The organism is Bacillus sp. JK62 (assembly GCF_053663455.1).
Window position 1 is genome coordinate 125,713 of sequence record NZ_JBSJQA010000006.1, and the last position, 20,438, is coordinate 146,150.

The 20,438-nt window shown below is 44.3% G+C and carries 27 protein-coding genes and 1 other RNA gene; 18 read left to right on the forward strand and 10 right to left on the reverse strand.

What is annotated here, in order from left to right:
* Positions 1-4: 4 nt before the first annotated feature.
* The 3 genes from ACWJJ4_RS14460 to ACWJJ4_RS14470 all read right to left on the reverse strand — a co-directional run bounded on the left by ACWJJ4_RS14460 (position 5) and on the right by ACWJJ4_RS14470 (position 4,313).
* On the reverse strand, positions 5-850 hold the full coding sequence (locus tag ACWJJ4_RS14460; protein ID WP_070081967.1) for a superoxide dismutase: 846 nt from the start codon (positions 848-850) through the stop codon (positions 5-7).
* Positions 847-2,730 (reverse strand): terpene cyclase/mutase family protein, encoded by a 1,884-nt coding sequence (locus tag ACWJJ4_RS14465; RefSeq protein ID WP_264101039.1) that lies wholly within the window; start codon positions 2,728-2,730, stop codon positions 847-849. The genes ACWJJ4_RS14460 and ACWJJ4_RS14465 overlap by 4 nt, the downstream gene beginning before the upstream one ends.
* 95 nt (positions 2,731-2,825) lie before the next feature.
* Entirely contained in the window at positions 2,826-4,313 is a 1,488-nt protein-coding gene (locus ACWJJ4_RS14470) for an aldehyde dehydrogenase family protein (RefSeq protein ID WP_003153776.1), read from the reverse strand.
* A gap of 183 nt (positions 4,314-4,496) precedes the next feature.
* On the opposite strand from ACWJJ4_RS14470, the gene ACWJJ4_RS14475 reads away from it, so the two are divergent.
* From ACWJJ4_RS14475 to ACWJJ4_RS14485, 3 genes are all read left to right on the forward strand, one after another.
* A complete protein-coding gene (locus ACWJJ4_RS14475; protein ID WP_003153779.1) occupies positions 4,497-4,700 on the forward strand; it encodes a DUF6501 family protein in 204 nt (67 codons plus the stop codon).
* A gap of 65 nt (positions 4,701-4,765) precedes the next feature.
* Positions 4,766-4,906, forward strand: coding sequence for a DUF4025 domain-containing protein (locus ACWJJ4_RS14480; RefSeq protein ID WP_454021749.1), 141 nt, complete (start codon positions 4,766-4,768; stop codon positions 4,904-4,906).
* Between the two features lie 293 nt (positions 4,907-5,199).
* On the forward strand, positions 5,200-5,544 hold the full coding sequence (locus ACWJJ4_RS14485; protein WP_003153783.1) for a PH domain-containing protein: 345 nt from the start codon (positions 5,200-5,202) through the stop codon (positions 5,542-5,544).
* A gap of 44 nt (positions 5,545-5,588) precedes the next feature.
* Here ACWJJ4_RS14485 and ACWJJ4_RS14490 read toward each other — a convergent pair whose 3' ends face one another.
* Together ACWJJ4_RS14490 and ACWJJ4_RS14495 are read right to left on the reverse strand one after the other, a co-directional pair.
* Positions 5,589-5,822: a hypothetical protein gene (locus ACWJJ4_RS14490; protein ID WP_003153785.1), complete on the reverse strand. Its 234-nt coding sequence runs from the start codon at positions 5,820-5,822 to the stop codon at positions 5,589-5,591.
* Entirely contained in the window at positions 5,819-6,091 is a 273-nt protein-coding gene (locus tag ACWJJ4_RS14495) for a hypothetical protein (RefSeq protein WP_003153786.1), read from the reverse strand. Before ACWJJ4_RS14495 ends, ACWJJ4_RS14490 begins: the two co-directional genes overlap by 4 nt.
* 70 nt (positions 6,092-6,161) lie before the next feature.
* Here ACWJJ4_RS14495 and ACWJJ4_RS14500 point away from each other — a divergent pair, with 70 nt between their 5' ends.
* A complete protein-coding gene (locus ACWJJ4_RS14500) occupies positions 6,162-6,644 on the forward strand; it encodes an Hsp20/alpha crystallin family protein (protein ID WP_094246848.1) in 483 nt (160 codons plus the stop codon).
* Here the strand turns inward: ACWJJ4_RS14500 and ACWJJ4_RS14505 are convergent.
* Positions 6,631-6,864 (reverse strand): hypothetical protein, encoded by a 234-nt coding sequence (locus tag ACWJJ4_RS14505; RefSeq protein WP_014305194.1) that lies wholly within the window; start codon positions 6,862-6,864, stop codon positions 6,631-6,633. The two genes, ACWJJ4_RS14500 and ACWJJ4_RS14505, sit on opposite strands and share 14 nt — an antisense overlap.
* A gap of 92 nt (positions 6,865-6,956) precedes the next feature.
* On the opposite strand from ACWJJ4_RS14505, the gene gerPC reads away from it, so the two are divergent.
* The 7 genes from gerPC (at position 6,957) to ACWJJ4_RS14540 (ending at position 12,631) form a co-directional block, all read left to right on the forward strand.
* Entirely contained in the window at positions 6,957-7,337 is a 381-nt protein-coding gene (gerPC, locus tag ACWJJ4_RS14510) for a spore germination protein GerPC (RefSeq protein ID WP_070081963.1), read from the forward strand.
* An 83-nt stretch (positions 7,338-7,420) separates the two neighbouring features.
* Entirely contained in the window at positions 7,421-7,912 is a 492-nt protein-coding gene (locus ACWJJ4_RS14515) for a TraR/DksA family transcriptional regulator (RefSeq protein WP_003153790.1), read from the forward strand.
* A 144-nt stretch (positions 7,913-8,056) separates the two neighbouring features.
* Entirely contained in the window at positions 8,057-8,683 is a 627-nt protein-coding gene (locus ACWJJ4_RS14520; RefSeq protein WP_454021750.1) for an FMN-dependent NADH-azoreductase, read from the forward strand.
* 214 nt (positions 8,684-8,897) lie between these two features.
* A non-coding RNA gene (gene ssrS, locus ACWJJ4_RS14525) (6S RNA) lies at positions 8,898-9,083 on the forward strand.
* 107 nt (positions 9,084-9,190) lie between these two features.
* Positions 9,191-10,969 carry a DNA helicase RecQ gene (gene recQ / locus ACWJJ4_RS14530; RefSeq protein WP_070081962.1) on the forward strand — a complete coding sequence of 593 codons (1,779 nt, stop codon included), beginning with the start codon at positions 9,191-9,193 and terminating at the stop codon, positions 10,967-10,969.
* A 235-nt stretch (positions 10,970-11,204) separates the two neighbouring features.
* Positions 11,205-12,077 carry a 3D domain-containing protein gene (locus ACWJJ4_RS14535; protein WP_003153795.1) on the forward strand — a complete coding sequence of 291 codons (873 nt, stop codon included), beginning with the start codon at positions 11,205-11,207 and terminating at the stop codon, positions 12,075-12,077.
* Positions 12,078-12,238: 161 nt separating this feature from the next.
* Complete coding sequence (locus ACWJJ4_RS14540) at positions 12,239-12,631, forward strand: hypothetical protein (RefSeq protein WP_173613035.1); 393 nt, start codon at positions 12,239-12,241, stop codon at positions 12,629-12,631.
* Between the two features lie 31 nt (positions 12,632-12,662).
* On the opposite strand, the gene ACWJJ4_RS14545 is transcribed toward ACWJJ4_RS14540, so the two are convergent.
* Positions 12,663-13,640 carry a S66 family peptidase gene (locus ACWJJ4_RS14545; RefSeq protein ID WP_077722447.1) on the reverse strand — a complete coding sequence of 326 codons (978 nt, stop codon included), beginning with the start codon at positions 13,638-13,640 and terminating at the stop codon, positions 12,663-12,665.
* 65 nt (positions 13,641-13,705) lie between these two features.
* Positions 13,706-14,209: an N-acetyltransferase gene (locus ACWJJ4_RS14550; RefSeq protein ID WP_014305189.1), complete on the reverse strand. Its 504-nt coding sequence runs from the start codon at positions 14,207-14,209 to the stop codon at positions 13,706-13,708.
* 188 nt (positions 14,210-14,397) lie between these two features.
* Here ACWJJ4_RS14550 and ACWJJ4_RS14555 point away from each other — a divergent pair, with 188 nt between their 5' ends.
* Together ACWJJ4_RS14555 and ACWJJ4_RS14560 are read left to right on the forward strand one after the other, a co-directional pair.
* Positions 14,398-15,180: a VLRF1 family aeRF1-type release factor gene (locus ACWJJ4_RS14555; RefSeq protein ID WP_031379041.1), complete on the forward strand. Its 783-nt coding sequence runs from the start codon at positions 14,398-14,400 to the stop codon at positions 15,178-15,180.
* A 144-nt stretch (positions 15,181-15,324) separates the two neighbouring features.
* On the forward strand, positions 15,325-15,861 hold the full coding sequence (locus ACWJJ4_RS14560) for a DUF420 domain-containing protein (protein WP_003153801.1): 537 nt from the start codon (positions 15,325-15,327) through the stop codon (positions 15,859-15,861).
* 64 nt (positions 15,862-15,925) lie between these two features.
* On the opposite strand, the gene ACWJJ4_RS14565 is transcribed toward ACWJJ4_RS14560, so the two are convergent.
* Entirely contained in the window at positions 15,926-16,591 is a 666-nt protein-coding gene (locus tag ACWJJ4_RS14565) for a lysozyme family protein (RefSeq protein ID WP_003153802.1), read from the reverse strand.
* 191 nt (positions 16,592-16,782) lie between these two features.
* Between ACWJJ4_RS14565 and czrA the strand changes: the two genes are divergently transcribed.
* Positions 16,783-17,115: a Zn(II)-responsive metalloregulatory transcriptional repressor CzrA gene (gene czrA, locus ACWJJ4_RS14570; RefSeq protein WP_007407993.1), complete on the forward strand. Its 333-nt coding sequence runs from the start codon at positions 16,783-16,785 to the stop codon at positions 17,113-17,115.
* A gap of 29 nt (positions 17,116-17,144) precedes the next feature.
* Here the strand turns inward: czrA and ACWJJ4_RS14575 are convergent, their stop codons facing one another.
* Complete coding sequence (locus ACWJJ4_RS14575) at positions 17,145-17,666, reverse strand: kinase (protein WP_094246852.1); 522 nt, start codon at positions 17,664-17,666, stop codon at positions 17,145-17,147.
* A 224-nt stretch (positions 17,667-17,890) separates the two neighbouring features.
* Here ACWJJ4_RS14575 and ACWJJ4_RS14580 point away from each other — a divergent pair, with 224 nt between their 5' ends.
* From ACWJJ4_RS14580 to csaA, 4 genes are all read left to right on the forward strand, one after another.
* On the forward strand, positions 17,891-18,610 hold the full coding sequence (locus ACWJJ4_RS14580) for an MBL fold metallo-hydrolase (protein ID WP_025852283.1): 720 nt from the start codon (positions 17,891-17,893) through the stop codon (positions 18,608-18,610).
* Positions 18,610-19,176: a TetR/AcrR family transcriptional regulator gene (locus ACWJJ4_RS14585; protein WP_454021751.1), complete on the forward strand. Its 567-nt coding sequence runs from the start codon at positions 18,610-18,612 to the stop codon at positions 19,174-19,176. Before ACWJJ4_RS14580 ends, ACWJJ4_RS14585 begins: the two co-directional genes overlap by 1 nt.
* Positions 19,177-19,228: 52 nt before the next feature.
* Complete coding sequence (locus ACWJJ4_RS14590) at positions 19,229-19,939, forward strand: AraC family transcriptional regulator (protein WP_454021752.1); 711 nt, start codon at positions 19,229-19,231, stop codon at positions 19,937-19,939.
* A 68-nt stretch (positions 19,940-20,007) separates the two neighbouring features.
* The gene (csaA, locus tag ACWJJ4_RS14595) at positions 20,008-20,340 is read left to right on the forward strand and encodes a chaperone CsaA (RefSeq protein ID WP_094246856.1); all 333 of its coding nucleotides are present in this window, start codon (positions 20,008-20,010) and stop codon (positions 20,338-20,340) included.
* The last annotated feature ends 98 nt before the right edge of the window (positions 20,341-20,438 follow it).

A 20,438-nucleotide genomic window follows, 5' to 3' on the forward strand; every position in this document is an offset into this window, starting at 1 on the left:
TTTTTTAATAAAGCGGCCATATCACGCGGTGCGCCTGTTCGAACCGTTTCTCCGCCTCCCGCCAATCAACGACATTCCACCATTGATCCACGTAAGCCGCGCGGTCGTTTTTATATTGTAAATAATAAGCGTGTTCCCACACATCCAGCGGAAGCAAAGGAATGACGTCCCACTGGCTGTAGAGCTGATGCTTCTCAGCGGCCAAAATCTCCAGCCGCCCGGCGCGCGGCGCCCAGACTAGGATAGCCCAGCCGACTCCTTCGACTTTTTTCGCCGCTTGAGAAAATTGCTCTTTAAAAGCAGAATAGCTTCCGAATGACACATCAATCATTTGAAAGAGCGCACCCGTCGGCCGTCTTTTTCCGTTTGGATTCATGGAAAACCAGAAAATACTGTGCAAATAATGGCCGGCACCGTGAAACGCCAATTGCCGCTCCCAATGCGCCACTAAGTCGTACTGTTTCGTTTGTCTCGCTTTTTTGAGCTCCAGTTCTGCTTTATTCAGACCGTCAACATAGCTCTGATGGTGTTTTGTATGGTGGAGTTTCATAATCTCTCTTGAAATATAAGGTTCCAGTGCGGAATAACTGTATGGCAGTTTAGGGAGGACATGCTTGCCGATCGGCACATAGGCTCTGCGCTCATCCGGCTCATCCGGTTCGGTAATGTCCCGGTAAAGTGCTGATGCCTGTTCGTACCATTCCGCCTCCGTTAATCCATCATCCTGAAGGGTGTGAAAAATCCGGTCGATTTGTGCCGCGAAGCGATCGAACCGACCTTGCTGTATGACTTGTTCCTTCAAGGTTTCACACCAATTCAGCATTTCGGTTTGATAAGCGTGCCGTTTCATTTTTCTTCCTCCTTTTCACTCACTTTCATAAAAGTGCTGAGCGCAAGCAAAGAAAACACATACGGGTAGCTGTGATACCTGATGTAAAACTGTTTCGGCAGGCCGATTCCGGTCGGATAGCTGAAAGCGTCGCCTTCGTAATGCCGGTTTTCAATAAGAAAGGATATGCCTTTTGTGACGGCTTGATGATGAGGTTTTTCGTATTGCAGCAAAGCTTCGGCCGCCCAAGCCGTCTGTACAAGCGTCCCGTAAGAAAGCGGAACATAGGTTTTGACTTCTGCGCTTTTACAGGATTCTCCCCAGCTTCCGTCCTCGTTTTGAATGGACTTCAGCCAGCGGATCGCTTTTTTCACGGCCGGGTGGTTTTGGCTCACGCCGCAAGCCTTCATCCCTGTCAGCGCTGCCCATGTGCCGTAAATATAGCAGACACCCCATCTGCCGTACCACGATCCGTCCTCTTCTTGATGGCGGATCAGCCATTGGACGGCCTTTTCAATCTGAGGGTGATCAGAAGAAAGCCCCGCTTCTCCTAAACAGTGCAGCACCCGTCCGGTTAAGTCGCTTGTTGAAGGATCGATGGCAGCTTCCTCAGCCGATTCCAGCGGCAGCAGGCGGACCAGCGGATGATTGACATTTTTCTCAAAAGCAGAGAAGCCGCCGTCACTGTTTTGCATGGACAAAAGCCAGCTCAGTCCGCGTTCCCATGAGGCGGGATAACGTTTTCGCGGAATGGCTTTGAGCACTGCGGCTGTGTCATCACAATCAGGATTATTTGTATTAATGTTTGAAAAACCCCATCCTCCCGGTTCAGCATGCGGGTTGTGAACGGCCCAATCAGCGACTTTCGTCTGCTGCCGTTCACGCAGAAACCGGGCGGCGCCGGTTATCATTTGATCGTTATCTGAGATGCCGCTTTTCATAAGCGCATAGCTGAGAAGCGCCGTATCCCAAACGGTCGACGTTGAGTTTTCCAGGTACGGTATATCGCCGCAAGACGTGAGCAAAGCTTTCGTGCCGGCAAGCGCTTTTCTGATAACGGGGGAGTGGCGCGATACACCGAGAGCGAGCAGGCCGTACACCATAAAAATAGTGGCACTCGCATAGCTGTATAATGTGCCGTCTTCTTCAATCCGGTCAAGCATATACGTTTTGGCCGTACGCAGACCGAGCTGGTGAAAAGCGGCAGGAATCTGTAAAAGCCGCTTCCAGTGCGCGAAAAGAGAAGAGAGATCTCTGTTCTCATCCTGATCGGAACGAAGCCATGTAAACGGATTTTTAGTCATATGCCGATCTAAATGCGCGAGAGACGGAACGTTGGGATTTTTCAGCGAAAATCTTTTGTTAAGCGTCACGGCCATCGGTACAAAATGAATACGAGCGTATGTACTGAACTGGTAAAAATGCAGCGGGAAGGATGGGGGAATGACTAAGAAAGATAATGGCAGATGCAGCGCGGGCCATGGATATAGGCCGTTTGCCGCAAGCATCCACTTTGTCATGAAGTGTACGTTGCGCAAGCCGCCATTTGAGATGATAAAGCGTTCGGCCTGAATCATATGCGCCTCAGAACGGCTATATAAACCGGAAGCCAGCAAGCCGGCATAGCCCTGTACAGTAGCGGTCACATTTCCTTTCCGGTCATCAGGATAGTTGGCAAAAGTTCCGTCCGGGCGCTGTTTAGCGCGAATGCCTTCTGCAAGCTCAGCGATCAGTTCTTTATCATTGTCTCCAAGAGAAGTGAGAAGGAGGATCAGAAAGGCGTTTGTCAAAATCGGTCCTTCAAAACAAAATGACCATGAGCCGTCCGCATTTTGCGTTTCTCTTAATAGGGAGATGGTTTTCTTTTGGCGGCTTCTGACGTTTTCATGAATTGTGCTCACACTCGCTCAACTCCTTCAGAAGCATATATATTCATATGTAAAAGACGGCATGACAAAAGAAAGAAACTGCTGACAGGCAGCAGTTTCTTGTTGGATCAATCTTCCAGGTTGATCCAGACGCTTTTCACTTCTGTATAATTATTCAGCGCGTAAGAGCCCATTTCCCGCCCGAGGCCGGATTGCTTATAGCCGCCGAAAGGAGATGCCGCATCGAAAACATTGTAGCAGTTGACCCAAACGGTGCCGGCTTGGAGACGGTCAGCAATGTAATGGGCGTTTTTCACATTTTCAGTCCAAAGTCCGGCTGCAAGGCCGTATTCCGAGCGGTTCGCCCGCTCAATGACTTCATCAACCGTATCATACGGAATGGCGGCTAAGACCGGGCCGAAAATTTCTTCTTTTGCGATGGTCATGCTGTCATCCACATCCGCAAATACAGTCGGGGAGACAAAATACCCTTCTTCAAACGGGCAGCTGCCGCCCGCGACAGCTTTGGCTCCTTCCGCTTTTCCTTTTTCAATATATGAAAGCACGCGCTCATGCTGTTCCTGACTGACGAGCGGGCCGATTTGTGTATCTTGGTGAAGGCCGGCGCCTTGCTGAAGCGATTTCGCATATGAAACCATTTCGCTGACGACCTCATCATATTTGTCTTTGTGAATGAAGACCCGGGAGCCTGCGCAGCATACCTGCCCCTGATTAAACATGACCCCGTTTAAAGCGCCCGGAATGGCTTTCTTCAAATTGGCGTCAGGCAAAATGATGTTAGGTGACTTTCCGCCAAGCTCCAGTGTCACGCGTTTAATTTTTTTTGCGGCTTTTTCCATGATTTTTTTGCCGATTTCTGTAGAGCCGGTAAAAGCGAGTTTATCAACATCGTCATGGTTGGTCAGCGCTTCCCCGGCCGTCTCGCCGAACCCTGGGACAATATTGATGACGCCGTCAGGGAAGCCCGCCTGATCTATTAATTCCGCTAAATAGAGGGCGGTCAGCGGTGTCTGCTCCGCCGGTTTCAAAACGATTGTGCAGCCTGTGGCAAGGGCGGCGCCCATTTTCCACATCGCCATAAGGAGCGGGAAGTTCCAAGGGATGATCTGCCCCACGACGCCGACAGGCTCATGGCGGGTGTAATTAAAATATGAACCGGCGACCGGAATTGTTTGTCCGGTTATCTTTGTAGACCACCCGGCATAATAACGCATATGCTCAATTGCGAGCGGGATATCCCCATTCGTCGTTTCATTAATCGGTTTTCCGTTATCAAGTGTTTCAAGCTGCGCGAGTTCCGTTTTGTGCTCTTCCATTAAATCGGCAAGCTTATACATCAGCCTGCTTCTGGAAGCGGCCGGCATAGTGCGCCATTCGCCGTGATCAAAGGCTTTGCGTGCCGCTTTCACTGCACTGTCAATGTCTTCTGTCTGTGCCTCGTAAAGCGTCATCAGCGTTTCTCCGGTTGCCGGATTCGGTGTGACAAATGTTGATCCTGAAGCGCTCGGAACAAATTTTCCGTCAATATAAAGTTTCTTCGTACCCTGTAAAAATGTTTCCAGCCTTTTTGTGATCTGCATCGTTAAAGAACTCATTCGTAACAAACCTCCCGAAATTTTTTTATGGTCTGTTTTGAGCATCTTGATGTCCGCGCAAAGTAAGCGCATACAGTCATTCTATAATAACACCCCCGGTAAAATCAATCGATAACCGTTATTGCAATTCACAAGAAAAAACGGCTACAATAAGCTTATCGATTAAGAAAAGGAGTTTTATAAATGATTCATAATAATTGGCAGACAAAAGAAAGTGTCAAAAAGGTCAAATGCGTACATACAGATGCGAAAAAATACATTGTCAAAAATGTGCTGACGCCGGGTAAAGAGTATGAAGTCAAAAATGAAACAGAAGAATTCATTTTTGTTGCAGACAATACAAACAAAGTCGGAGGCTTCTACAAAGAGTATTTTGAAGAAGTTTAAAGCTGAATGAATCCATTTTGCCTGAGCCATACTAAAAAAGACTACATATAAAGGGTGGCTGCAAAATGAAAAAAACAGAGCAAGACAAACAAAATAAAACATCAGATCAGCTTCAGCAAGTGCAACCTGAAGAAGGCACCGACACGACGATGGAACAAATATCAGATACCTATAAAGAAGGAACAATTAAAGATACGGATCGTTGATGTTTTGTTGAAACCGCGGCATTGGAGAAGCCGCGGTTTTTTATGGGGAAAATAAAAAACTGACTTTTCGAAAAAAATACTGTTTTCTTGAAACCTTTTCTTCCGTTGAACCGTATTACTTCATAACAGCGGCACCTTTCGCGAAGGGCTTTTTTGATGAACGTTCTAAAAATGTAATCTGTTCGTAATGGTTTAAATGCCTTCTATGTCGTATTCTTATATAGGGATAAAGAACTTATTTTTTTATGATTGTAATAAAACAATAGTATAGAAGCAGAAAGTGGGGTTCTTCATTGGGAATTTTTTCTGTCAGCAGATCAACCGACACAAAAAAGCTGGAGGCTTTGCTCGTTGAGGGAGAACGGATCGAAACGATTTATAAACTGCGGGTTGACCAAATATGCTTTACGAATAAACGAGTGATTTTCTTTGATAATAAAATGTTCTCCAAAAAGAAAGTGCGCGTATTTCTTCCATATAAAACAATTGAAAGCTTCGCCATTCAAGAAGCGGGGATGTTTGATCCCGATACCGGGCTTGTATTAATGACAAGGGGAAAAACTTTCGAATTGGAATTTGCAAAAGAAACGGACTTGACTGAGGTTCAAGCCATCTTAACAAAATACTTATGCAGTTAAATATCACATAAAAGCCATCCGAATGCATGCGGATGGCCTTTTTATTATATAATGCTTGTTTTTCCGGAGTTCGAATCAATGAGATCCGGATCAGCGATAGAACTGATGGGGATATAAATCGGCGCCAAATCACCATTTTCTTCACCGAATCCGTAGTTGATCTTATTGGATAAAAAATAATCGATCTGCTGATACGGCCCGATCGTAATGGAAGAACCGCGGTCGACTGCATTTACTTTAAAGCCTCCTACATTTACCAAAACCGGCGAAAACATCATAATGGGCCTCCTTTTCCGGCAGGGATTTTGTCGCATGCAGACTCAAAGGTTGATGGAGAATCAATTTGATCCCGGTCATCCACTTTGCCGTTCGTGCCGATGAAGCCGCTTGCATCTCCGAAGTTCTGTCCGTATCCCTGATTCTTTTTATCAGAATTCTGCCATTCCGCCAGTAAATTTTGTCCGACATTCACCGCTGAAGCATTTTCAAAGGAATTAATTTTCAACATGAAAATATTAATATTGATATATGGAGTTGGTTGAACCACAGGCAAACCTCCTTTAATACAGGTGTATGCCGGCTGTTATGACCGTATGCTTAGACAGGGGGCGATAAAAATGGATTTCGATAAGATGAAGCAATGGATGGAAATGGCGCAAAACATGTCCGGCGGCGACTTTTGGAAAAACGTTTTTGATGATGAACAACTGAAATCATTTCAAAACGGCCATTCTCATTTTCCCTTTCAACAGGGAGATGGGCAAATGAGAAGAAATGAGGAGGCTTTTCCTCTTATAGATATTGTGGAAACCCATGATGAGCTCCAATTTTTGCTGTATCTGCCCGGCTACCGGAAACAAGATGTTCAGCTTTTGTCCTATGGAGAATATATTGTCGTAAAAGGCACGAGAAAATCCTTTTTCAATGAACAGGATTTTAAACAGAAGACCGGAAAATACGGCGATTTTGAAAAAAAACTCGATCTTCCGCATTCCGCTCATGGTACGAAGGGAATGCAGGCGGTATTCAAAGACGGGATTTTATATATATCGATTGCTAAACATCTGGGGGATGCAAGCCAGATCATTATCGAAGGCTGATCTTGTTCGCTGTGCCATCTATCAGATCTGAATCATCGATACTCATGATAGGGATGGCGACAACGGTGCAATCACCGTTTTGTTCACCGTACCCTTCATTTCTTTTATTGGCTGCTGTGTTTCTCACCATAACGGAAGAGCCGGTGTTAAAAGCCGCTCCGCCGCTGATTCCGTTCATTTTTATATACTCAAAGTTGATAACGGACGGAAAAAACATCATGATTCGCCTCCTTTTTGTATATCATGTTTATATATTCGCAATACGGGACGCATAGAACTTTCCAAGAGTGACGGGGAAAGAAGTGATTTTCTTTGAAAAAAATAATGAAAGAGATTTTCAAAAAAGTGTGTGAAGAAGAATTAGACCGGCTTAAGAAAGTGGAACAACAGCTTGATGACCTTCAGGATAAGTGTCATTTTGAGCCGCAAACGGTTGAAGGGGAAAAAACATATGTCCATATTGAGCACGTCAAAGTGGACAAGATTGAATACAATATTGATTTTGAACAGCTGAGTATAGAAGAGCTGAGCGGTATGCTGAATATCGGCGCCACTTACCATACACCGGCGCACAGGCTCAAACAAGCCTGCGCTGAAGAAAGTCGGGACAACCCGCAAAATGATGCTGCGAAAGAAAAAAGACAGACAAAGCAGCAGACACCCAATGTCACCATCAGGGGGAGAAAGCATTGACCCCCATTGTTTCATCCTCCTTTTTCGAGGGTATGTATTAACAGATGCAGCGAAGAATACAGACGAAAAAGGAGATGATGAATATGTCATTATCAAAAGAACAGCAGGACAGCCTTTATCATAAATTAATCGATTTAAAGGAAAGTCTTCAGGGAGAATCAAAAGAAAATCATTCAATGAGCGAAGACACAGGAGAATTGTCGAACGGAGTAGATAATCACTTAGCTGATCACGGAAGCATTTATTTGGACAGGGTCACGAATCAGACGCTGGACGGTGTCGATCAGAATCTTTTAGATGAGGTGAACGCCGCGCTTGAACGAATGGATAAAGGAACATACGGGATTTGTGAGAAAACGGGAAAAGAAATTCCTTATGAAAGACTTGAAGCCGTTCCGTACGCCAGAATGACCGTCGAAGCGCAGCGAGAAACAGAAGGGGATGTGAAAACAGACGCTCCGTCATATGAAAGGGAATTTCACGAGCAGGTGAAAGACCTCTCAAATAAAGAAACCGTTGATCAAAAAAGCTCACAAACTTACGAAATCCTGGATCGCGAGCAGGATTCACAATAATAGCAGCAGGTACATTCATATGTACCTGTTTTTTTATTCCATAAAAAATCTCAGAATCGAAATAAAATCATTGACTTTATATAAAAAAGAAAGTAACATACTATTTGTAAGTAAATATTAAAAGATTACCGGGAGGAATTTAGAATGTCTCAAGTATTATTTGTAAAATCAAGTGACCGTACGGCTGAAGAAGGCGTGTCCGTAAAATTATACGAAGCGTTTCTGGCTGCTTATAAAGAAAACAATCCGAATGATGAAGTGATCGAACTTGATCTTCATAAAGAAAACCTTCCTTACCTCGGAAGAGATATGATTAACGGAACATTCAAAGCTTCAAAAGGAATTGAAATGACAGACGAAGAGAAAAAACAAGCGTCAACTGCTGACATTTACTTAAATCAATTCGTCAAAGCTGACAAAGTCGTGTTTGCATTCCCGCTTTGGAACTTCACAGTGCCTGCTGTGCTTCATACTTATGTTGATTACCTGTCTCGCGCAGGGGTTACTTTCACATACACGCCTGAAGGCCCTAAAGGTCTGATGGGAGATAAAAAAGTAGCGCTCTTAAACGCACGCGGCGGCGTATATTCTGAAGGACCGATGGCATCTCTTGAAATGTCATTAAACTTCATGAAAACCGTTCTCGGTTTCTGGGGTGTCCAAGATCTTCACACTGTTGTCGTTGAAGGCCATAATGCTGCACCGGATAACGCTCAAGCGATCATTGAAAAAGGACTGCAAGAAGCGAAAGATCTGGCTGAAAAATTCTAATTGCCATAACTCTTGCGCCCCTACAGGGTGTGAGAGTTTTTTCTATTATAGAAGAAACTGGCGGAAGCTTTCGATCTGATCTTATATTGATATATTGATATTTTGTCGAAAAAACAATTTTTATGTAGAATAAAGCATTTTTTACAAAGAAAAAAGGTTTTCTGTAAAAGAATTAACCCTCTTGCCAAAATACGACTGATGGTGTAGGATATAAGAGAAGCTACATTGTTCGTATTGTTAATTAAGTTTTAACCTTTAAGCTGTAATAGGGAGTTTTATATCGAAGCCGGAATGTCATGCCTCCATTGCAGAGGACGACAGGAACGCTTCTGCAAACACCCACTTTGAGGAGTGGTGGTTTAAAACTTTCTTACTTGCGTACGGCATACGTAGCGAAAGCCATTTCCCTTGCGGAGATGGCTTTTTATTTTGAATTGCCCTTGGGCAGCGTACTTTATCATTATGATAAAATGAAAGAATCAAAGACAAAGTGAGGTTTTACAACATATGCTGGATAAAGCCCAATCCCTTCTGGCGCATTATTTTGGCTACGACAGTCTTCGCGCGGGCCAAAAGCAGGCGATACAATCAGTTGCAGAGGAGAGAAAAAACACGGTCTGCATTATGCCGACGGGGGGCGGAAAATCAATCTGCTATCAGATTCCCGCACTGCTGTTTGAAGGAACCACAATCGTTATTTCCCCTCTTATTTCTTTAATGAAAGATCAAGTGGACGCGCTTGAAGAAGCGGGTGTCGCGGCAGCTTATATTAACAGCACCCAGACAAGCCGTGACATTCATGAGCGCCTGACCGGTTTGAAACAAGGGGCTTACCGGCTCTTTTACATCACACCGGAGCGTTTGACTTCTTCTGAATTCATTCACATCCTGCAGAATATTACGGTTCCTCTTGTCGCCATTGACGAAGCTCACTGTATATCGCAATGGGGACATGATTTCAGGCCGAGTTACCGGAATATCGAAATCCTTTTTAATGAATTAAAAGAACCGCCCGTCATCATCGCCTTAACGGCGACGGCTACGCCTGAGGTTCATGATGACATCTGCAAGCAGCTTCATATTAAGAAAGAACAAACTGTATATACCGGTTTTGCCAGAGAGAATTTAACGTTTAAAGTAGTAAAGGGCGAAAACAAAGACCGGTTTATCGAGCGGTACCTCGAAAAAAATAAACACGAAGCCGGCATTATATATACAGCGACAAGAAAAGAAACCGACCGTTTATATGAGAAATTAAAACGCAGCGGCATCAATGCCGGCCGTTATCACGGCGGATTGGCGGATGATGACAGAAAAGACCAGCAGGAGCGTTTTCTTAACGATCAGATACAAGTGATGGTAGCTACGTCCGCTTTCGGAATGGGAATCGATAAGAGCAACATCAGGTTTGTTTTACACGCGCAGATCCCGAAAGATATGGAGAGCTATTACCAGGAAGCCGGACGGGCCGGGCGCGACGGCCTTAACAGCGAGTGTGTGCTCTTGTTTTCGCCGCAGGATATTATGGTGCAGCGTTTTTTAATAGACCAATCGGCCGCCGGAGAAGAAAAACAAAAGCAGGATCTCAAAAAACTGAGACAGATGGTGGATTACTGTCATACGGAAGATTGCCTGCAGCGGTTTATTCTGAAGTATTTCGGCGAGAATGAGGCGGAAGCTTGCGAAGCATGCGGCAATTGCACTGATACAAGGACCGCCCATGACGTCACAAAAGAAGCGCAGATGGTATTGTCATGCATCATCAGAATGAATGAGCGCTTCGGAAAAACGATGGTGGCGCAGGTGCTTAGCGGGTCTAAAAATAAAAAAGTGCTGGAAAACGGCTTCAGCAGTCTGTCCACTTACGGCATTATGAAGCATCAATCCGCAGCGGAAATCAGTGATTTTATCGAATTCCTTATTTCAGATGAATATATCAGAATGGCGGACGGCACATTTCCGACGCTTATGGTCACCCAAAAAGGCAGGGACGTTCTGCTTGGAAAAAGCGCAGTCGCGAGAAAAGAAGCCTTACAGGCCGCCGCAGTTACCGAAAATGACGAATTATTTGAGCTTCTCCGGCGTCTCCGCAAAGAGATTGCAGCTGAACAGGGTGTGCCTCCATTTGTCGTGTTCTCAGATCAGACGTTAAAAGAAATGTCGGCGAAACTTCCGAAAACAGATCAGGATCTTCTTTCCGTAAAAGGGGTCGGGGAACAAAAAAGATTGAAATACGGAGCGGTTTTTTTAGAAGAAATCCGAAATTATGTAAGAGAAACAGAGTGAAAAAAAGTTTTTTTAGAAATTTGCACATTGTGTTTTTCATTGGCGCCGGAAAAATCAGAAGCTTGAAAACCCTTGCTGTATCAAGGTTTCAGCAAGACTTACCAAGCGAGAGAAATGTTTCATGTAAAGGAACTGTAATCTAATTCAAATCGTTTTGTTATTGAACTGACATTTTCATATGTTACGATATCACCTGTTAGCCGCCAATAAAAAGCTAACAAGGGAGGATTTACTTATGAAGAAGACGATTATGTCCTTTGTCGCAGTTGCAGCAATTTCAACAACTGCATTTGGAGCTCACGCTTCTGCTAAAGAAATCACGGTGCAAAAGGGTGACACGCTCTGGGGGATCTCGCAAAAAAACGGAGTGAACCTAAAGGACTTAAAAGAATGGAATCAGTTATCTTCTGATTTAATTATTGAAGGAGAGAAACTGACTATTTCTTCAGTAGAAACAACCACATCTGGGCAGTACACAGTGAAGCAGGGCGACAGCCTCTGGAAAATTGCTCAGAAATTCGGAACATCAGTCGGCAATCTGAAAAGCTTGAATAACTTGCAATCAGATATAATTTACGCAGGCACAACGTTAAATGTGAAAGGTCAGGCTCAGGCTGCACAGCCGGCTCAAGAAGCCAGCCAGCCGCAAACTGAACAAAAACCAGCTGCTGAGACAGAACAGCCGAAACAGGAAGCTGTCAAAAACGAGCAGCCTAAACAAGAACCTGTTCAAGAACAACAACAACCTAAACAAGAAGCGAAGGCTGTCGAAGCAAAACAGCAGCCTGTTCAATCAAATACAAACCAACAAGAGCCTAAAAAGCAGCTGACAATGACTGCAACTGCTTACTCTGCTAACGACGGCGGCATTTCCGGTGTAACGGCAACCGGTGTTGACTTAAACAAAAACCCTGATGCAAAAGTCATCGCGGTAGACCCTAGTGTCATTCCGCTTGGCTCTAAGGTTTATGTTGAAGGTTACGGAGTGGCAACAGCAGCAGATACAGGCGGCGCAATTAAAGGAAATAAAATTGACGTATTTGTTGCAAAGAAAAGTGACGCTAACAACTGGGGCGTCAGAACTGTAAATGTTAAAGTATTAGACTAGTTTCATATAGAGATGAAGAACACAAGGCGAAATGCTTTGTGTTCTTTTTTTCTTCCCTTTTTTGACTGTATATAATCGTTATATGCGGAAAAAGAAAAAGCGTTTCTCTAATATAATAAGGAATGGATGTGAAAACGGAATCTGAAGGGATGATGAATCTGATGGTGCCGGAATTTATATGTTTATGGAATGCCTTCACAGAATCACCAGTGTTTCAAGCAGGTATATGCACCGCTTTCGTCATTGTGCTCGTTATCGGACTGTCTATGCCTGCTGTCAGGCTGTTTCAGGCGCTTGACAGAGGGAGAGGAAGGCCAGCCGTTATTGAAAAGGTGAGAAGTACTGGCGTGATGAAGAATGGCAGGCACGAGCTTGTACTTATTTTAAACGTAAAAAACCAAGACGGAACGAATGATAAACGTGAACTGACACACGCCGTATATAATGAAGAGATCAGCCGTTTTTATGAAGGAGCTTCCGTATGGGTGACGGCAGCGGCTGGCGGACGAATTATGATCGCTCCGCGCACGCCGCGGCATAAGGCGTCAAAATAAAAAGACGGGGCGGTTTTCCCGTCTTTATGTATTAATGCCGATCAATCCATATCCGTCCGCCTTCTGAGCCGGCTTCTATCCTGCATGTTCCTCCGATCGGGAATGTCATCAAAGGGGAGGTATGGCCGAAATCAGCATTTGCGATAACAGGCATGGATGACAGTTCTTCTTTTGTACGGATGACGGTACGCAGAGCCTCCTCAGACACATTTGAAGCATGCTGGAAACGTCCGATGACAATTCCCTTCACGGCTGAAAAAGCGGGAAGATGGATGAGTGACTGCAAATCCCGGTCAAACATATGAATGTCCGACATATGATCATCTTCTATAAACAGAATCACTTGTTCCATCTCCGGAAAGTATTCCGTGCCCTGCAGAAGATTCAGCGTGCATAGATTTCCTCCGATCAGTGTTCCTTCCGCATATCCGGGTTGAATAACGAGCGGTCCCGGATTCCGATAAAAACGTCTGTCCTCCTGGTTCAAATACCATTTATCATCACTCCACTCGGATGAAGGTTTTACCTCATACGGGTTGTCAGAAGCACAGCAGGCCAAGAAAGAGTCAATCGTATAGTCCAGCCCTTTTTTCATGGCAAATGAAGAAAAATGGGGACCGGAATATGTAATAAGGCCGGTTTTTTGATATATGGCATGGCCGAGAGCGGTAATATCTGAATAGCCGCAAAGGATTTTCGGATGCCGCTTGATGTTTTCATAATCAAGATAGCGGAGCAGCTGATTTGATTGGAACCCGCCGAGTGTCGTCAAAATCGCTTTGATGTCAGGATCAGCGAAAGCTTCGTGCAGATCCCGTACACGCGATTCAATCGATGATGAATGAAATTCATTTATTTCTTTTGCATTCTCTGAAAAAGAGACACAAAAGCCCAGCTCCTCCAATTTTGTCTTCGCGGCATTTATATTTTCATCTGACATAGCGGACATGCTTGTGGCCGGAGACACAATACGAATGCCGTCGCCTTTTTTCAATTTTTCCGGATACAAAAAAAAACCCTCCTTAAATGGTTTAATCTATTACACCATATTAACGAGGGTTTATCTATCATTTTTTACAGGTCGACCCATTTAATGCCGCCTGATTGCGTATCATTGTCAATCCAGACATCAAATTGATGCTTTTCATAAAAATGAACGAGCCGGTCGACATGATCCCAATCACGCTTAGCGATGTCGCCCGTCACTTTCGGGATATTCTGCTCTCTGGCGATATGTTTTAAAAATTTCATGCAGATCGAGCCGTAGCCGTGGTTCGGCGGCCCTTTAATGTCCCCGATATGAATGGCATTATCATAATAAGAGGCGATCAGTGAAAAACAGCCTCTTCCCCGGTAGGCTGATTCACAATCAGTCAGCATAATCTTACATGTTTGGCCATCATCAATCGAGGAAACAATGATCCAATCGTCATTGTTCGATTGATCAATACCAAGCACTCGCGCGTCTTTTGATACATCTATCAGATTTTCCCGCATTCTGAAAATCTGAAATTCAAGTTTATGAAGCTCTTTTTCCAGCTCTTTCTGATCTCTTTCTTCTGCAGTAAACAAAATCATACTCCTTTCACAGCGTAAAAGTCTTAGTCAAACACAAGTATCCATTGTAGTAAATGATGTCTTGGTTTGTAAATGGGTTTTGCAAAAACTTTTTTAGAAAAGTCTGCCGTTTATATGTGGATTGACGTTTTTAAGGCGGTGCGGATAGGGAAAGGAACAGTGAGCAGCGGAAAAAGGAGGAATCTATAATGGCAATTGACTCACTCATCGGCAAATTGAAGTACGTAATGACGGAATCTCCTGATAAAATGCTTTCCTTATATGTAAATACGGATATGAGAAATCCGGATCAGCAGGGGGGAGAGTGGAAAATCGCCTTGAAAACCGGTTTTCGGAGATTAAAAGAGTATCTGTCTGTAAGTGATCCGGAAGAAGAAAAATCTCTCGTCCGCATCATGGAACGCGTCTATCAATATATCGATGGGCTTGGTAAAGAGATGCCGCGAAGTCTCGTATTTTTTGCATCGGGAGAAGGCGGCATCTGGGAGACGATTGAATTGCAGGTGCCTGTCGAAACACGATTTTATTGGGAAGAAACGGCTGTCCTTGATCAATTAGAACTTCTCCGTGAACAATTTCCGAGCACGGCTTTTATTCTCACCCAGCAGAATGAAGTGAAGATCATAGAAACCGTACTCGGAAAAATTGAAGGGGTGGAGCATTATCAATACGACGTCATCAATGAATCGTGGAAACCGCAGGATGTAAGCGGAAGCTCCGCATCGATGGACGAAGACGCTGCCAAAGCCCATGTCGAAGAAAACCAAAACAGGCTGTATAAACGATTGGCTTCAAACCTTGATCAAAAGGCCGCTTCACACCAATGGGAGCGTCTCGTAATCGCAGGGGACAAAGAAACAGCCGATATTCTCGATCAGCATATGAATAAACCGATAGATCGGATCATTCCAAAAAATCTGTTGAATGAAAACGAACATAAGGTGATAGAAGAACTGTTGAAGGAAGCATAATATGACGAAAGGCCGGGTCTCAAACACCCGGTCTTTTTAGGGCTTAAGTTTGTCTAATTTCTGACGAAGCGGACGAAACCGTTGACATCAAAGCTGAATTCTCATACCATTTGGATAGTCAGTAAAATTGAGAGAGGTCATAAGATGAATCAGACAGAAAACAAACCTAAAAGTTATACCGGTATCGTGCTGACATTGACCGTTTTGATCAACGGGTTAATTGCGGTGCTGTTTTTTATGCCGAAATCGGGACAGGTCAGCATTGCCAATATTCATATTCTGCCGATGTTAAATGCCATTTTTAACAGCTTTACTTTTATCTTTTTGCTGGCAGCGCTCTTTATGATTAAGCAAAAAAATATTCAAGCGCATAAACGCTTTATTTTGGCGGCGTTTACGACGACTCTGCTGTTTTTGATCTGCTATGTCGTGTACCACTCGATAGCTGAGAATACTTTATTCGGCGGCCACGGCATCATTCGGGGGATTTATTTCTTTATTTTGATTACGCACATCTGTCTTTCCGCCGTTATCGTGCCGCTTGCGCTGTTTACGCTGATCAGAGGATTCAGCATGCAAGTGGAGCGCCACAAAAAAATCGCGAGATGGACGATGCCGCTCTGGCTGTATGTCAGTCTGACGGGTGTCATTGTATACTTAATGATCTCACCGTATTATTAAAAAAAGCCGTGCTCTGCGCGGCTTTTTTCTATTGATTGAAAAAGGCGNCTCATCAGGGCGCCTTTTACTCTTCAAGCGTTTCAAGTGTTGTTACATTTAAGGATTGTTCAACGGTTTTTGTTTTTGCTTTTACTTTTTCTGCGTACGTGTAATCACCATAGCAGTAGGGATAACGGAAATTGTCTTTGTTCCCTCCGCAAGTGTAAAGTTTCGGATTCTTTTTGACCTGCTGCTCGGAGTATTGTTTTGCCAGTTCCTCAGTATGCGATCCTCCATGTTCAGCCACAAAATCAATATAGCCGGCTCCCATGTTGTAGCTTTGTATAATCGTATCCAAGTCTACGCCTTTTTTCTTGCCTGTTTGGTACATGAGAGTGAATTGTTTGATTCCCTGTTTGATACTGGTTTGAGGGTTTTTAATCTCATTTCGCTTTAAACCCAGAGATTCTGAAGACTGCATGGGATCATTTCCTCTTCCTTTTGACTCCTGATATATCATGCCGAGTACAAGCGATGTATATTTGGTGAGTCCTTTTTCATCCAGCTCGTCTTCAACAAGCGGTTTGTAATCTGTCAGCCGTTCAAGCACGATCGGTTTGACATCAAACGGAAGACTTTTGAGCCATTCATTATTTGAAAATAACAGAATGAGGAAGAAGGAAACCATGACAAAAACACATATCATCATAAGACCCGCGGCAGCGAAACAGCCTTTTTTCTTTTTCTCCACTGTGTTTCACCCTCAATTTCAGGAGCATTATGACTTTTTCATTATGACACAGATGAATGCGCGAAACCAAGCGGAAACCCGTATTTGAAACATAAATTTAAAATAACGGTTCTTTTGTCAGGCGCAGGATGTACCTGCATCAATTGACATTTGGTATAATTGGGCTACTTGAGAAAAGAAGGGTGAGGTATATGACTGAATTTCACGAATCCGGAAACACGAATGACCCCGCTGTCGATTTAGATGAGGAAACTTTATTTTTGGTTGCCCAGACTTTTAAGGCGCTGTCTGATCCGACCAGAATCAGAATTCTCCATTTGCTGTCACAGGGTGAACACGCGGTAAATGATATCGCAGAAAAGCTGAATTTGCTGCAGTCTACCGTTTCTCATCAGCTGCGTTTTCTTAAAAATCTGCGCCTCGTCAAATCACGCAGAGAAGGAACATCCATCTATTATTCACCTGAGGATGAACATGTGTTAGATGTGCTTCAGCAAATGATTCACCATACGCGGCACGATTAAAAAACATCCCTGCTTTTTAGACAGGGATGTCAGCCGTACTGACTGTTATTGGTTTGGTCTCTGCTCGTTTTTAAAACATAAAAAGAGAAGCCGCTGTAATAAACTGCGATGAAATAAAAGATACTGATGGTCAGCGGATCAGCCCCGACCGTTTGGCTGTATGCCTCCGGATGGGTAAAGTCCGCTGTGACCCGGTATATTTCAATAACGCGATAAACAAATCTCGATAGGAATAACGTTAATAGAATAAGTTCAATCCACAGGTGAGTGCGAAAATACATTTTTCCGCGGCGTTCTTCAAAAGAAATGTTCCGTTTGGCAAACAGGACCAGAAGCCAGCCGCAAAAAGTGCCGAATATAAGATACCCGTATAAAGCCGGGTGTGTGATGCTGAAAAACGCCAGAGCGGCGGCCAGCAATGAAAATAAAATCATTCTTGTGTAAAGCCAGCGGGGTTTCAAAGGCTGAAAGCCGACGGACCGTTTCACCTTTTTATACAGAAAAAAGGCAATCATTAAGACAGGGCAGATGCTTTGAAGTGTGATATGCATGATGTGGAACTCCCCCTCCGTTGAGTAGTGTATGCTTATCCGGCTGGTTTTAGTAGTCTGATTTATTCGCAGGCTGAAAGCATCTTTTATCACAGTATGCGCGTTTCTTTTTTTGGCATGAGAGAAGCGCCCGCGCCTTTTTCAGGATTTAGACAGAAAACGCTTGATAAACTAACGGCATTAGTTATAATAAAACTAATGATATTAGTTTTAGGGGGATGTTGATGAGAATCTTACAATACGGAAGGGTTTGGCAGCTGACTTTTTTTCCAGCGCTTTTCCCGGTGAATTGTTATTTGGTCGAAGAAGAAGAAGGAGTAACCCTGATTGACGCCGGACTGCCTAACAGTCATAAAGGAATCAAACAAGCATTGCGGCAGCTTGGGAAGCCGCTGAATGACATATTACTCACCCACGCGCACGGGGATCACATCGGTTCGCTTGACTCATTAGCTGCGGAATTTCCGGATGCTTCCGTCTGTATTTCTGAGCGGGATTCTTTCTTGCTGAAAGGTGACACTTCTTTATTTGAGCATGAAGCACAAACGCCGATAAAGGGGGGAGTGCCGAAAAATGTTCAGACCGAACCTGATCGCCTGCTGAAAGGCGGCGAGCGGATCGGATCTTTACTTGTCATTCCCGCTCCCGGTCATACGCCGGGAAGCCTCGCTTTTAAAGATATGAGAAATGATATGCTGATCGTCGGAGATGCCTTTCAAGTACGGGGCGGCCTTGCTGTTTCAGGGAAGCTGAAATGGAAATTTCCGTTTCCGGCTTTTGCTACGTGGAATAAAGAAGAAGCTGTAAAAACAGCAAGAACGCTTATCGCTCATCAACCAAGCAGTCTGGCCGCCGGACATGGAAATGTTCTCTGCAATCCCGTTGAAATGATGGCTGAGGCTGCTGAGGAAGCTGAACGAAGCCTGCCGGGAGGCCGATCATAATGTCACCGAGAGTCGGAATGAGCCTTGACATGATATTGAGAGCCGCAGCAGGTATCGCTGACGAAAAAGGGCTGAACGAAGTGACGCTTGCGGCCGTTGCAAAGTCCTTAAACGTAAAACCGCCTTCCCTTTACAATTTTGTCAATGGCCTTCAAGGAATTAAAACAGAGCTGGCTGTCTCCGGTTTAACTATGTTATATGAAAAAATGGCGGCCTCTTCAGAAGGACTGACGGGTGAAACTGCTTTGCTCGCTCTTGCCGATGCCTATATCAATTTCGCAGAAGCCAATCCCGGATTATATGACGCAACATTTCAAAAGATAAAAGACGGCCGGATTGAGAATCTGTCAAGCCTGCTTGTAGAGCTTGTTGTCAAGCAGCTGACAGCTAACGGTTATGCACAGTCTGACACTGCGATTCATGCTGCGAGAGGACTGAGGAGCCTTCTTCACGGATTTGCCGTGTTGAGAAAACAGAGTGCATTTGAATTAACCGAATCAATTAAAGAAAGTCGGAAGTTTGCAGTTGTTGCTTTCCTAAGAGGTTTACAGATGAGGGAACAATAATATTATTATGTAAACTAAATAAAAAAAACGCATCATGTAAAAGGAGGGACAAATGGATTCATTACAACATATCATCTGTGAGCGGCGCACCTATTCACATATTTTTGATTCTCATGCACACACATACTGCCAAATGCTCTTTCCGCTCGAAGGACAGCTTGACTTGGAGACAGAAAGGCGTGAAATCAGATTAAAACCTGATCAAATGCTGTATATTCCGCCCGGGCATGAACATCGGTTCCGTTCTTTGGAGCGAAACGAATGTCTCGTTCTCGACATACCGGCATATTTTTTCAAAGGTTCATTTGATCCCGGCGTTCTGAATAAGCTTGATTCTTTTTGGACATCGATTCGGTTTCTGCTGACAGAAGAGACAAAGCAGCAGTCGGCTCATTCATTGAGTCTGCTTGCAGAATATATTGCTGAAAAGATACAAGAAAACCGTACGAATGATTCAATTGCGTATATCCGCCGAAATCTCTCAAAGACTTTTTCAATTAAAGAGCTTGCCGCAATGGAACATTACCACCCGGCGTATTATTCCGACTGGTTTAAAAAGCAGACGGGGAAAAGCCCGCAAGCTTATATTGCTGAGCTCCGTATGAAGAAAACGGAACAAATGCTTATTGAAACAAAATGCCGGCTGACAGACATCAGTCAGGAGGTCGGCTTTCAAAATTTGTCTTCCTTTACCAGATGGTTTGTCAGACATAAGGGAATAACGCCGCGCGTCTTCCGAAACACCTTTCAATCTGATAAATAATCCTGAAAATCGGTTAAATAAACTGCGTCTTTTTTTGATATCATGATTGTAAAAAAGGAGTTTTTGATATGGCAGTCATCGAAGATTTTATCAAGCTCGATCTCAGAATAGGAACGGTCGTAAAAGCGGAAGTATTCCCGGAAGCAAAGGTGCCGGCTATTAAGATGACAATAGATTTCGGCGAAGAGATCGGCATGAAACAATCAAGCGCCCAGATTACAAAACGGTACGAACCGGATGATCTGACGGGCAGGCAGGTTACCGCTATTGTCAACTTTCCGCCGCGGCGGATCGCCGGATTTAAGTCGGAAGTTCTCGTTCTCGGCGGCATCCCGGAAAAAGGAGACGTTGTCCTGCTTACGCCAGAGCAGACAGTACCGAACGGAACGAAAATCGGATAATAAAAAAAGACGTTTGCAGAAGCAAACGTCTTTTGCGTATTGAGGCGATACACCACACGCCACATTCGTGTGTGCCGCAAGGGCATGTGCATCGGCTT

Coding starts and splice junctions, on each gene's coding strand:
- ACWJJ4_RS14460 (WP_070081967.1), bottom strand. CDS start 850: ATGAAACGGCACGCTTATCAAACCGAAATGCTGAATTGGTGTGAAACC.
- ACWJJ4_RS14470 (WP_003153776.1), bottom strand. CDS start 4,313: ATGAGTTCTTTAACGATGCAGATCACAAAAAGGCTGGAAACATTTTTA.
- ACWJJ4_RS14475 (WP_003153779.1), top strand. CDS start 4,497: ATGATTCATAATAATTGGCAGACAAAAGAAAGTGTCAAAAAGGTCAAA.
- ACWJJ4_RS14480 (WP_454021749.1), top strand. CDS start 4,766: ATGAAAAAAACAGAGCAAGACAAACAAAATAAAACATCAGATCAGCTT.
- ACWJJ4_RS14490 (WP_003153785.1), bottom strand. CDS start 5,822: ATGATGTTTTCGCCGGTTTTGGTAAATGTAGGAGGCTTTAAAGTAAAT.
- ACWJJ4_RS14500 (WP_094246848.1), top strand. CDS start 6,162: ATGGATTTCGATAAGATGAAGCAATGGATGGAAATGGCGCAAAACATG.
- ACWJJ4_RS14505 (WP_014305194.1), bottom strand. CDS start 6,864: ATGATGTTTTTTCCGTCCGTTATCAACTTTGAGTATATAAAAATGAAC.
- ACWJJ4_RS14515 (WP_003153790.1), top strand. CDS start 7,421: ATGTCATTATCAAAAGAACAGCAGGACAGCCTTTATCATAAATTAATC.
- ACWJJ4_RS14520 (WP_454021750.1), top strand. CDS start 8,057: ATGTCTCAAGTATTATTTGTAAAATCAAGTGACCGTACGGCTGAAGAA.
- recQ (WP_070081962.1), top strand. CDS start 9,191: ATGCTGGATAAAGCCCAATCCCTTCTGGCGCATTATTTTGGCTACGAC.
- ACWJJ4_RS14535 (WP_003153795.1), top strand. CDS start 11,205: ATGAAGAAGACGATTATGTCCTTTGTCGCAGTTGCAGCAATTTCAACA.
- ACWJJ4_RS14540 (WP_173613035.1), top strand. CDS start 12,239: ATGGTGCCGGAATTTATATGTTTATGGAATGCCTTCACAGAATCACCA.
- ACWJJ4_RS14550 (WP_014305189.1), bottom strand. CDS start 14,209: ATGATTTTGTTTACTGCAGAAGAAAGAGATCAGAAAGAGCTGGAAAAA.
- ACWJJ4_RS14555 (WP_031379041.1), top strand. CDS start 14,398: ATGGCAATTGACTCACTCATCGGCAAATTGAAGTACGTAATGACGGAA.
- ACWJJ4_RS14560 (WP_003153801.1), top strand. CDS start 15,325: ATGAATCAGACAGAAAACAAACCTAAAAGTTATACCGGTATCGTGCTG.
- czrA (WP_007407993.1), top strand. CDS start 16,783: ATGACTGAATTTCACGAATCCGGAAACACGAATGACCCCGCTGTCGAT.
- ACWJJ4_RS14575 (WP_094246852.1), bottom strand. CDS start 17,666: ATGCATATCACACTTCAAAGCATCTGCCCTGTCTTAATGATTGCCTTT.
- ACWJJ4_RS14580 (WP_025852283.1), top strand. CDS start 17,891: ATGAGAATCTTACAATACGGAAGGGTTTGGCAGCTGACTTTTTTTCCA.
- ACWJJ4_RS14585 (WP_454021751.1), top strand. CDS start 18,610: ATGTCACCGAGAGTCGGAATGAGCCTTGACATGATATTGAGAGCCGCA.
- ACWJJ4_RS14590 (WP_454021752.1), top strand. CDS start 19,229: ATGGATTCATTACAACATATCATCTGTGAGCGGCGCACCTATTCACAT.
- csaA (WP_094246856.1), top strand. CDS start 20,008: ATGGCAGTCATCGAAGATTTTATCAAGCTCGATCTCAGAATAGGAACG.